Here is an 11,442-nt window from a genome sequence, read left to right on the forward strand (position 1 = left end):
CGGCGCCCCGCTCACGGCGTCAGGTGTCGGCGATGCGCGCCTTGAACTCCGGGCACTCGACCAGCGGCGTGTGGGTGCAGGTGACGGCATGGGTGAGGCTGTCGCGCATCCGGGTCAGGCGGGCGATCTCGTCATCGAGTTGGCTGGCCTTCTCGGCCATTCGGACGCGAAGTTCGGTGTCGCTGGGTGTGGCCGTCAGGAACCGTTCGATCTGGGCCAGGGTGAACCCGGCCGACTTGGCGCAACCGATCAGTGCGAGCCGGTCAAGCACCTCCGGCTCATAGGTGCGGCGCAGGCCGTTGCGCTCCCCTGACGTGATCAGTCCGCGTCGCTCATAGAACCTCAGCGCCGACGATGCCAGGCCGGATCGATTGGCCACCTCGGCGATGTCCAGCAGCATTTCCCACTCCTTGACTTGAAGCGCAGTTCAAGTCAGATACTAGCGACGAACGACCCCGAGCGAAAGGAAATCCAGTGCCATGCCGCTACATCCGCAGGTCCAAGCGCATCTCGATCGACTGGCCGGCAGCAACTTCGCCGACTTGCACGACTTCACCCCGGAACAGGTCCGCCAGGGCATGCGCCTGATGACGCAGGCCCTGGGTCGCGGCGAACCCGTTGCTGCCGTCCAGGATCGCGTCATCACCACCGACGCCGGCGAGGTGGCGGTCCGGATCTATCACCCGCAGCCGGACCAGCCGCGCCCGGTGCTTGTCTTCTTCCACGGCGGTGGTTACGTCCTCGGCGACCTGGACACCCACGACGGGCTGGCCCGGGCCCTGGCCAACCGCACCGGTCGGGTCGTCGTCTCCGTGGACTATCCGCTGTCCCCTGAGCACACATATCCGGCCGCCATCAACGCCGGGTTCGCCGCGACGCAGTGGGTGGCCTCGCACGCCTCCGAAGTCGGTGGCGACAGCGCGAACATCGCGGTCGCCGGTGACAGCGCAGGCGGCAACCTCGCAGCCGTGGTCGCTCTCATGGCCCGCGATGCCGGTGGGCCGGCCATCACACACCAGGTACTGATCTATCCCGACTTGGATTTTCGGCGCTGCAACGTCTCCATCCAGGAGTTCGCGGGCAAGTACGGCAATATCAGCCGGCCGACGCAGCAGTGGTTTATGAACCACTACCTCAACGCCGACGACGAGAAGCTGGACGGACACGTCTCGCCGCTACTGGTCCCGGAACTCGAAGGGCTGCCACCGGCGCTCATCGTCACCGCCGAGTACGACGCGCTGCGCGACGAAGGCGAGGAGTACGGCGCCCGGCTTCAGGCGGCGGGAGTTCCCACCACCGTCATTCGCTACGACGGCATGATCCACGAGTTCATCCGCTGGCCGTTCGACGATGCCGACCGGGCGCTGGATGACATCGCCGCCGCGCTGAGTGGGGCACACACAGTTCCGTAGCGTGCCAAACACCGTCGCAATAGAAGTGGCCCCCGGGGCGGTTTCAAGGGGTAGTCGCAACGCTGTTGGTTAATTGGCCAGCAGTAGATCACGCAAACGCTCGGCTGGGATACCCCAGCCGAGCGTTTTGCGTGGTCTGCCGTTGAGTTCTTGGGCGACGTGTTCGAGGTCTTCGGGCCCGTAGTTGCTCAAGTCGGCGCCTTTGGGGAAGTACTGCCGCAGCAGTCCGTTGGCGTTCTCGTTGCTGCCGCGCTGCCAGGGGCTTGCCGGATCGCAGAAGTACACCTGCATATCGGTGGCCATGCTGAACTGCTTGTGCCGCAGCATCTCCGCGCGTTGCCGCGTCGGCGACGATGCGCACCGCGGATCGCTCATTGCAGGCTTTCAATTGCGCTGTATGGCAGTCAGATTCAGATCTATCCGAGTTGGTCTATCCGTCCGGATCACAATCGCTGCCGCGAGGCCCATTCCGACCGGCGGGACCGAATGACCATAACACAGTATATGGTATGGTCGTGAAGTTCGTAGTAACCGCTGGAGGCGTGGAATGGCCGTAATCGGAGCGGCGATCGCCGGGCTCGGGATCACCGACGTGGGCAAGGTGTACGGGCGCAGTGCGACCGACTTCGCCGCCGACGCGGTACGCCGCGCGACAGCCGACGCTGGCCTGCTGTTGCATGATGTGGACGGCCTGCTGGTGAGCAGCGGATTGAAGAAGGACGTGTCCGTGGCCCTGCAGCGCGTGCTGGGATTGCGGGACCTTCGCCTACTGAGTGAGATGAACGCGTTCGGGGCGTCGGCGGGGGCGATGGTGTCCTATGCCGCGGCGATGGTGAGCAGCGGCGCGGCGACGACCGTGGCATGCGTGTTCGCCGACGCCCCGCTGAAACCGAAGGAATCGGCGGGCGCGGCCTATAGCGGGCGCGCACACAAGACACTCACCGGGTTCGCCAGCTACCGCATGGCCAGCGGCATCGCCAACGCCAACACCAAATATGCGCTGGCGGCCCGCAGACACATGCAGACCTACGGCACGACCACCGAACAGTTCGGCGCTATCGCGGTCGCGCAGCGATCGTGGGCCGCGATGAACCCACTCGCTCAACTGCGCGAGCCGATCACGCTCGAGGATCATCGGAAGTCGCGGTGGATCGCCGACCCGTTACGCCTGCTGGACTGCTGCCTGGTGTCCAATGGCGGCGCCGCTGTCATCATCACCACGGTCGAACGTGCCCGCGACCTCGCGCAGCCGACGGTGCCGGTGCTCGGCTACGGGCAAGGGCACCCGGGACAAGCACAGGAACGCGGGGCGGACTTCGGATTGCGTACCGGTGCAACGATCTCAGGGCCGATTGCGCTGAGGATGGCGGGCGCAAGCGTGTCCGATGTGGACTTGCTGGAGCTGTACGACTGCTACACATACACAGTCCTCATCACGCTTGAGGACTACGGGTTCTGCGCCAAGGGCGACGGAGGCCGCTTCGTCGAGGATGGCCGCACCGGTCCGGGCGGTGAGCTACCGGTGAACACCGGCGGTGGCCAGCTGTCCTCTTATTACCTGTGGGGCATGACGCCGCTAGCCGAAGCGGTGATCCAGGCCCGCGGGCAAGCCGGCGAGCGCCAGGTCGTCGAGCGCGACGTGATCATGGTCAGCGGCAACGGCGGCGTACTCGACCACCATTCCACCCTGGTGCTCGGAGGCACTCAGTGATGGCCGGCGGCCCTCCCGTCATGCGCGACGAGCGCAGCGCGGAGTTCTTCGACGCCGCCGCCCGCAGCGCCCTGGCGATCCGGCGTTGCGCCGACTGCTGGCACTGGCTCGAGCCGGAAGCGCGCACCTGTACCTCCTGCGGCGGGTCAGAGCTGAACTGGTTGGACGCCATCGGAACCGGCGAACTGGTGTCCTGGTCCGTGGTGCACCACCCACCGCACCCCTCGTTCGCCGGGCTCGTGCCATTCGCGGTCGGCCAGATCGAACTGGCCGAGGGCCCTTGGGTAGAGGCGCGCCTGACGGAGTTGGACTTGGGCGCGCTACGCGTTGGGCTGCCACTCTGCGTGGCATTCGTCCATCCCGACGAGGGCGACGCCTTCCCCGTATTCGCACCTGACCGAGGGTAAGGACGCGGTGACTGGAACCCAAACCGCGCTCGTCACCGAGGCGTCCCGCGACATCAGCGCCACCATCGCGTCCCGGCTTGCCCCCGAAACCTATGCGCTGTCGGAGTCAGCCCGCAGCGAACCCGGCGCGCTCAAGGTAGCCGCCTCACTGCGCTCTCAGCACGGCTTCGAGGTTCACCGGGTCGTCGCCAACCTCGCCGACCAGCACGCGCTGGATCGGCTGGGGACCGAGCACGCGCACCGTTTCGCCCGCCTCGACGTGCTCGCTCCCTGCGCCGGGGCCGGCACCTCCGACACCATCGCCGACATGCCCCTCAAGCACTCAAACCGCACTCACGGGGCTGCGCGCCCGCGAATTGCTGATCGAAGCGGGATGATCGATCAGACCGACCACACCTGCTTCAACATCACCGCCCGTCGTCTCGATGATGAGGCGCCCCCAATCAAGGGTCAATCGATCATTCCAACGGTCACTGTCGGTCGCCCCGGTCTACTGACCGTCAATATTCCCATCCAGTCCGCCATCCCGATTCATGAGGTCTATTCATGATTCAGATACAAAGCTGCTCAACTATTTCCGTACCGACGAGCTTTGCCTTTGCCTACGTCGCCGATTTCAGCTTGATGCCTGAATGGCTATACGGGATACAAGCGATCCGATGCGTCAACAACATCCCCTCTGGCGTCGGGTCCCGGTACGAAGGTGCCATCAAAGTCGGCGCGACCCTACAGTCTTCAATTGAGATCATCGCCCATGAGCCTAACCGACTGCTCGCCACCGAATCCCGCTCAGGCATCATCAATCAGACGTCGTGGCTGTTCCACGAACTCTCCAAGGAGCTGACAGAAGTCCACATGACGATCGATTACGAATTGCCGGGCGGAATGGCCGGCCGCGTCCTCGCCAAAGCCATTGAGCCGTTCATCTCGATCGCCGTCACGTCGACCGAGCGAAATCTGAAGAACAACTTGGAAACACGCTTCCAGGCACGGAAGCGGTAACAGTCGCCGGCACAGGTGGCCAGCATCATGGATTCCTCATCTACCGGCATCATGACCCAGCCCGCAGCACAGCAGATCCGCCGCGGCCGCGGCGACCGGAATCGCGAAGCCATCGTCGTCGCGGTCCGCGAACTACTGCAGGAGCGGTCGTTCGCCGATCTGTCGGTCAGTACGATCAGCGAGCGGGCCGGCATCGCACGGTCCGGCTTCTATTTCTATTTCGACTCCAAGTACGCCGTCCTCGCAGTGATCCTCGCCGAGATGACTGAGCTGCTCGGGGAGAAGACCGATCATTTTGCCCCACGTGAGCTGCACGAGTCGCCGGACTCATTCGCCAAGCGCATGGTCGGCAACGTTGCAGCGGTGTTCGCCAACGACGATCCGGTGTTGATGGCATGCGCAGTTGCCCGCAACACCGATTCGCGGATACGGGCGATGATGGACCGTTTCTATGACACCGTGATCGACAAACTCGTCGCGCTTATAGAACACGATGCCGACGCGCGCCCCATATCCGACGACGTGCCCGCCCTGGTGCGCATAATGGCGGCTGCCACTATAACGGCTTTGATTCACAACGACAGCACGTTTATCGGAAGCGGGCAGGATCCGGCGCGCGCCGTCGAGATCATCGAGCGGCTGTGGCTGAGCGCGTTCTGGCGTAGTCGGTAGGTGACAGCGATGGCCGCGGCATAGCGGCCTTCGAGCAAGTGTCTGCATCGCTGAGAATTGTGCCGCTGACCGGCCCGAGGTAGCTACGCGCCGCCAGCGTGCGAGCGGATCAGCCGAAAGTATTCGTCGAGCAGACTCTCGAGTTCCGCATGGTCACCATCTGTGGACAGCTGTTGGTAGCCGACAAGCATCGCCATGCCCAGCGTGGTGAGCACCCCTGCGACTTTCCCGTCGCCCACGACTCCTCTGATCGCCCTGAAGACAGTTTTGTGACGCGCGTCATCGACCCGGTGCCGCACCGCACGCACTCCCTCGTCGTTGCCACCCCAGGCGCGAATCGCCGCTTCGGCTCCGTGATGCAGGCCGAGGGTGACCTTGCGCAGCGCCTCCAGGTCGGCCTGTGGACCGCCGGTACCCAGCGCGAGGTCCTTGAGCTGCAATATCTGCCGGTTCTCCCAGAACTGCATCACGGCGTCAACGAAACCCTGCCAGCTACCGAAATGGTGATAGAACGAACCGCTGGTCACACCAAGCGTCGTGCACAGCCGCCCGATACTCAGGCCCTTGAAGCCATCTTTGGCCAGCACGTCGAGCGCTTCCTCGAAGTACTCCTGCTTGCCGACGATCCTGGTCATGACAGCCTTTCATCTGGATTCCGTAACGAAGATTATCGTCCGTTCTCCGATTGCAGCTTCCCCTAAACCATAACATTGTCTATGGTGTGGTGCATGTACGAATACGACCGGCTGTTCATCGGCGGCGAATGGGTCGCCCCCGCGTCACCTCAGACGATCAATGTGGTCTGCGCCAGCACCGAGGAACGCATCGGCGTCGTACCGAAGGGGATCCGAGCCGACGCGGATGCCGCCGTGGCGGCAGCACGCCTTGCATTCGATGACCCAAGCGGTTGGGCGCACTGGCCGGCGCAGCAGCGTGCCGCCGCGATGTTCCGGCTCGCCGACGCAATCGAGGCACGGTCCGCGGAGTTCACACATCGGGTCAGCAGCCAGAACGGGATGCCGGTGCGCATCGGGCGGCAGACAGAAGGCGCACAGCCGGCGATGCTGCTGCGCTACTACGCCGACCTGAGCGCCGATCTTCCCGCGGAGGAAACGCGACAGTCGCTGGTGTCCGGCAGCACCGTGGTACGCAAAGAACCGGTCGGTGTGGTCGCCGCAATCGTGCCGTGGAACTTCCCGCAGTCGTTGACCATGTTCAAACTCGCGCCCGCCCTGGCCGCGGGCTGCACGGTGGTGCTGAAACCGTCGTCGGAGACAGTGCTGGACGCGTTCCTGCTCGCCGAGGCCGTCAAGGAAGCCGACCTGCCGCCGGGCTTGGTGAACGTCGTGACCGGCTCCGGCCGCGACGTCGGTGCGCACCTGGTTAGTCACCCCGATGTGGACAAGGTGGCCTTCACTGGATCCACCGAGGCCGGACGCACCATCGCCGAGCAGTGCGGGCGACTGCTCAAGCCGGTCACACTCGAGCTCGGGGGGAAGTCAGCGGGGATCCTTCTGGACGATGTCGATCTATCTTGCACGATGAAGGCCATGTTCGGCGCGACCCTGCTGAACAACGGACAGACCTGCTTCATCAGCACCCGGATCCTGGCGCCCCGCACCCGCTACCCCGAGGTAGTCGACGCGTTCAGCGCGATGGCCGCCGCGCTGCCCGTTGGCAATGCGCTGGAGGAGCGGACGCTTATCGGGCCGGTCGCCACTCCACAGCAGCGGGACACCGTGGAGGCCTACATCGCCAAAGGCAAGGCCGAGGGCGGCCGAATCACCGCAGGCGGAGGGCGACCACCGCATCTCACCCGCGGCTGGTTCATCGAGCCCACCGTGTTCGCCGACGTTGACAACGACACCACGATCGCACGCGAGGAGATCTTCGGCCCAGTCCTAACTGTCATCCCCTACACCGACGACGCCGAGGCAGTGCGGATCGCCAATGACTCCGCCTACGGTCTCGGCGGCACCGTATGGACCGCCGATCCCGAGCGAGGCCTCGATATCGCGCGCCGAGTCCACACGGGCAGCGTCGGCGTCAACGGGTTCACCCTTGACCCCGGGTCCCCCTTCGGCGGCGTCAAAGCCAGCGGACTCGGCCGCGAACTCGGCCCCGAGGGTCTGGCCGCCTACCAGCAGTTGAAATCCGTCTACCTACCCAGCTCGGGTGCGGGCGTCCCGCAAGAACGGAGTCCGCGATGACCACTACGACCACGCGTGAGCACGACACGATCGACCTGTCCGCCAAGGCGTTCTGGACCACCACGGCCACCGACCGAGAGCACGCGTACGCCGAACTGCGGGCCAAGCGGCCAATCTCCTGGCAGCGGCCAGTCGAGGACGCCTGGTACCCCGAGCCGGACGATCCGGGTTACTGGGCGATCCTGCGCCGCGACGACATCATCGACGTGAGCAGGCGCAACGACGTGTTCGTCTCCCGGTACGGGGTGAACTTCGAGACTTTGCCGCCACACATGGTGCGCGCGTCCCAGTCGATCCTCGGCATGGACCCGCCGGACCATACGCAGATCCGCCGACTCGTCTCGGCGGCGTTCACCCCCAGACAGGTGCGGCGGATCCAGGAGCAGATCGAGGCCAACGCCCGCGAGATCGTCGACGGTATCGTGGGCAAAGGTGAGGTCGAGTTCGTCTCCGAATGCGCCGCCCTGTTGCCGATGATCACCGTGTGCGACATGATCGGCGTCCCCGAAGCGGATCGGCTCCCGGTCGCGCGCGCCGCCGAGGTCATCACCGGTTGGAACGACCCAGACACCCGCGACGGCCGCCCCCTGCTGGAGGCTCTCCCCGAAGCAGGACGGTACCTGACCAAGATCGGGCGGACGCTGGCCGCGCAGCGCCGCGAGGACCCGCGCGACGACCTGATGACTGCGCTGGTGCAGGCCGAGGTGAATGGCGAGCGGCTGCCCGACTCGGAGATCTCCTCGTTCTTCACCCTGCTGTGCATCGCCGGCACCGACACCACCCGGCAGACCACCAGCCACGTGGTCAAAGCGCTCACCGACTTCCCCGAGCAACGCGCCTGGCTGTTGGAGGACTTCGACGGCCGGATCGGTACCGCGATAGAGGAGTTCATCCGCTGGGCCAGCCCGGTTATGACCTTCCGCCGCACGGCGGTGACCGACACCGTCGTCGGTGGCCAGGAGATCAAAGCCGGCGAGAAGGTCGTCATGTTCTACCCGTCCGGTAACTGGGACGAAACCGCGTTCGATCACCCCGAACGATTCGACCTGTCCCGCAGCCCGAACCACCACCTTGGTTTCGGCGGCGGCGGCGCCCACTACTGCCTCGGCGCCCAGGTCGCCAAGGCCCAGTTGCGCGCCCTGTTTCGCGCGCTGCTGCACCATGCCCCCGACTTCGAGGCCGGCCAGCCCGAGTACCTAGCCGGCAACCTGATCCACGGCATCAAACGAATGCCGGTCAAGTTCACCGCCAAACGCTAGGAGCCGAGCATGGCAGACACCACGCCGCGTCCCTTCGCCGCTGACCGCCTCGGTGTGCCCCAGATGACCCGGCTGATCGCAGCAATTCGCGCGAGCGGACCGGCGATCACCACCGGGGCCCCGTTCACCGACGAGCCGCTGACCCTAGTACCCCGATCAACGCCGGCTGACGTAACCGACGCGTTCGCCGCGGCCCGCGCGGCACAACGCGAGTGGGCAGCGCGTGCACCCAATGATCGGGCGAAGGTGTTCCTGGCCTTCCACGACCTAGTGCTGGCCAACGCCGGACTGATCGACACCGTGCAAGCCGAAACGGGCAAATCACGCTACAGCGCCTTCGAGGAGACCCTCGATGTCGCAGGCCTCGCGCTGTACTACGGGCGCAACGCGCCCCGATTCCTCAAGCCTCGCAAGCGCGCGGGCGCCATCCCCCTGGCCACCAAGACTCGCGAACTTCGCCAGCCCAAAGGCGTCGTCGGCATCATCTCCCCGTTCAACTATCCACTCTCGTTGGGCGTATGCGACGCGATCCCCGCTCTGCTGGCAGGCAACGCCATCGTGCACAAGCCAGACACCCAAACCGCCCTCACCACGCTGAAAGCCCGCGATCTGCTGGTCAAAGCGGGACTGCCCTGCGAGCTGTGGCAGGTGGTGGTCGGGGAGCCCGACGTGGTCGGCCAACCGCTGATCGATCACGCCGACCACATCTGCTTCACCGGATCCACGGCAGCCGGACGCCGAATCGCCGAAGCCGCCGCGCGGCGGTTGATCGGCTGCACGCTCGAGCTCGGCGGCAAAAACCCCATGATCGTCCTCGACGACGCCAACCTGGACAAGGCCGCCGCCGGCGCCGCCCGCGCCTGCTTCTCCACCGCCGGCCAACTGTGTCTGTCCATCGAGCGGCTCTACGTGCACGAGAAGGTCTATGACGAGTTCTTAGCGAAGCTCGTCATGAAGGCCGAGAAGATTCGCCTCGGCTCCGGATTCGACTTCGGCTACGACGTCGGATCGCTGACCTCGCGACGCCAGCTGGATATCGTGATCACGCACGTCGAGGACGCCCGCTCCAAGGGCGCGAAGGTGCACCTTGGAGGCAGGGCCCGCTCAGATTTGGGACCGTTCTACTACGAGCCGACCATCCTCGCCGGAGTCACCCCAGAGATGGAGCTCTACGCGAACGAGACCTTCGGACCGGTCGTCTCCGTCTACCCCTTCCGCACCGACGACGAAGCCGTCGCGCTGGCCAACGACACTGAATTTGGCCTCAACGCCAGCATCTGGACCCGCGACGTCGCGCGCGGACACCGGCTGGGGGAACGGATTCGCTGCGGCACAGTGAACATCAACGAGGGCTACGCCTCTGCCTACGCTTCCAACGACGCGCCGATGGGCGGCATGAAGGCCTCCGGTCAGGGCCGCCGCCACGGCGAGCACGGCCTCCTCGAGTACACCGAATTGCAGACCGTGGCCAGCCAACGCGTTATCGGCTTCGACCCGCCCCCCGGCGTGTCGCTCAAGCAACAGGCCAGGATCCTCACCACCACATACCGACTGATGAAGGCGCTCCGGATCAAATAACAGGAAGGCGTCCGTCCTGTACTGGCGGACACGTCAAGCCCGATCCACCCCCTGATCGGTACGGGAGACCACACGCTCAAGGAGGCCCCGCATGTCCCCGGCGATCAAGTTCTCGCACCAATCCGGCGCCACGGTGTCCCCCCTGTGCGAGGGATTCCAGCCACGAATAGCCGATCAGACGACGACTCCGACGCATTTCTATCGATCGCCATATCCAGCCCGGCTCTCATCAAGCCCGGCCTCGATCAATCAAAGTATGACGCTTCGGCCCAACTTAGGAAGACGCGATGCGGGTTAGCGTGGCAGCTGGATGGTTGGATCTCGAATCCACGGCAGGAATTTCGCGGTTCTGGGTGGACCTAGTCACGATCCCGCTGTTCAGCGCCGCGGCGGGATTGCTGGTCAACTGGTCGGGCATCTTCATGCTGTTCAGCCCGGTGCAGTTCCACGGCTTCTACCTGCCGGGCCTCAAGACTCTGTTCCCGTTTTTGCCTCGGCGCATTCAGGTGCTGCCGCTGTGGGCTCCGGGCGGCATCATCGGCTATCAGGGGTTCATCCCTGCGCGCGGTGAGAAGATGGCGGCGATGGTGGTACACAATGTTGTCGCCAAAATCGGGACGTCGAAAGACTTTCTTGCCGAGTTCGCCGAAGAGTCGGTTGTGTCGCATGTTGTCGAACAGGTCAAGGCGGACCTGCGTCCGCTGGTCAGCTTCGTGATGCAACGCGAGCACCCCCAGTTGTGGGCGGAGATGTCGCCGGGCATTCGTGAGGTTCTGTTCGACCGTGTCGAGTCACAGCTGCCGTCGGTCGCTAAGCGCGCGGTCGATGAGGCCGGCGACAACGCCGACTACCTGCTGGATCTGCGCCTGCTGGCTGTGCGCACTCTCACCGACCGACTCGACATACTCAACAATGTCGCGAAGAAGCTCGCGGGCCCGGAAATCCGGCTGATGATTAGAGTCGGGTTGCTCGGCCTACCGTTCGGTCTGCTGCTGGCACTTTTCCTACACACCTATGCCGCCATCCCGACAATTCGCGAGATTCCCAGTGCTGCAGTGATTATCGATGGTGCCATGGTCATCGGGATGGCGGTCAATCTCATTGCCATCAAAGTGGGCGTGTCATTCCATCTGTGTAAGTCCGAGGTGGTCCATCATCGGACCGCCGTTGGGGCGGACAGAAGGAGTGTTT

Annotated in this window: 11 protein-coding genes and 2 pseudogenes; 10 read left to right on the forward strand and 3 right to left on the reverse strand. The window is 64.7% G+C overall.

Going from position 1 to position 11,442, the window contains the following annotated elements; genetic code table 11:
- Positions 1-19 precede the first annotated feature (19 nt).
- Positions 20-400, reverse strand: a complete 381-nt coding sequence (locus tag A5648_RS14535) for a MerR family transcriptional regulator (protein WP_065025232.1) — start codon at positions 398-400, stop codon at positions 20-22.
- A gap of 79 nt (positions 401-479) precedes the next feature.
- Between A5648_RS14535 and A5648_RS14540 the strand changes: the two genes are divergently transcribed.
- Complete coding sequence (locus A5648_RS14540) at positions 480-1,412, forward strand: alpha/beta hydrolase (protein WP_065025233.1); 933 nt, start codon at positions 480-482, stop codon at positions 1,410-1,412.
- A 69-nt stretch (positions 1,413-1,481) separates the two neighbouring features.
- Here the strand turns inward: A5648_RS14540 and A5648_RS14545 are convergent.
- Positions 1,482-1,751 (reverse strand): annotated as a pseudogene (locus tag A5648_RS14545) (IS30 family transposase); the annotation flags it as partial.
- A 208-nt stretch (positions 1,752-1,959) separates the two neighbouring features.
- Between A5648_RS14545 and A5648_RS14550 the strand changes: the two are divergent.
- The 5 genes from A5648_RS14550 to A5648_RS14570 are packed head-to-tail and all read left to right on the forward strand — an operon-like array spanning position 1,960 to position 5,204.
- Positions 1,960-3,123, forward strand: coding sequence for a thiolase family protein (locus A5648_RS14550; RefSeq protein ID WP_065025235.1), 1,164 nt, complete (start codon positions 1,960-1,962; stop codon positions 3,121-3,123).
- A 20-nt stretch (positions 3,124-3,143) separates the two neighbouring features.
- Positions 3,144-3,530, forward strand: a complete 387-nt coding sequence (locus A5648_RS14555; protein ID WP_165607350.1) for a Zn-ribbon domain-containing OB-fold protein — start codon at positions 3,144-3,146, stop codon at positions 3,528-3,530.
- A 7-nt stretch (positions 3,531-3,537) separates the two neighbouring features.
- The gene (locus A5648_RS14560; protein WP_065025236.1) at positions 3,538-4,080 is read left to right on the forward strand and encodes an SDR family NAD(P)-dependent oxidoreductase; all 543 of its coding nucleotides are present in this window, start codon (positions 3,538-3,540) and stop codon (positions 4,078-4,080) included.
- Entirely contained in the window at positions 4,077-4,532 is a 456-nt protein-coding gene (locus A5648_RS14565) for an SRPBCC family protein (RefSeq protein WP_065025237.1), read from the forward strand. Before A5648_RS14560 ends, A5648_RS14565 begins: the two co-directional genes overlap by 4 nt.
- A 51-nt stretch (positions 4,533-4,583) precedes the next feature.
- Entirely contained in the window at positions 4,584-5,204 is a 621-nt protein-coding gene (locus A5648_RS14570) for a TetR/AcrR family transcriptional regulator (protein WP_065025245.1), read from the forward strand.
- A gap of 83 nt (positions 5,205-5,287) precedes the next feature.
- On the opposite strand, the gene A5648_RS14575 is transcribed toward A5648_RS14570, so the two are convergent.
- A complete protein-coding gene (locus A5648_RS14575; protein ID WP_065025238.1) occupies positions 5,288-5,839 on the reverse strand; it encodes a TetR/AcrR family transcriptional regulator in 552 nt (183 codons plus the stop codon).
- Between the two features lie 93 nt (positions 5,840-5,932).
- On the opposite strand from A5648_RS14575, the gene A5648_RS14580 reads away from it, so the two are divergent.
- The 4 genes and pseudogenes from A5648_RS14580 to A5648_RS14595 form a co-directional block, all read left to right on the forward strand.
- Complete coding sequence (locus A5648_RS14580; RefSeq protein WP_065025239.1) at positions 5,933-7,414, forward strand: aldehyde dehydrogenase; 1,482 nt, start codon at positions 5,933-5,935, stop codon at positions 7,412-7,414.
- Positions 7,411-8,673 carry a cytochrome P450 gene (locus A5648_RS14585; RefSeq protein WP_065025240.1) on the forward strand — a complete coding sequence of 421 codons (1,263 nt, stop codon included), beginning with the start codon at positions 7,411-7,413 and terminating at the stop codon, positions 8,671-8,673. Before A5648_RS14580 ends, A5648_RS14585 begins: the two co-directional genes overlap by 4 nt.
- Positions 8,674-8,682: 9 nt before the next feature.
- A complete protein-coding gene (locus A5648_RS14590) occupies positions 8,683-10,251 on the forward strand; it encodes a succinic semialdehyde dehydrogenase (RefSeq protein WP_065025241.1) in 1,569 nt (522 codons plus the stop codon).
- Positions 10,252-10,565: 314 nt separating this feature from the next.
- A pseudogene (locus A5648_RS14595) lies at positions 10,566-11,442 on the forward strand (hypothetical protein); the annotation flags it as partial.

It is taken from the genome of Mycolicibacter sinensis, assembly GCF_001673565.1.
Lineage (GTDB): Bacteria > Actinomycetota > Actinomycetes > Mycobacteriales > Mycobacteriaceae > Mycobacterium > Mycobacterium sinense_C.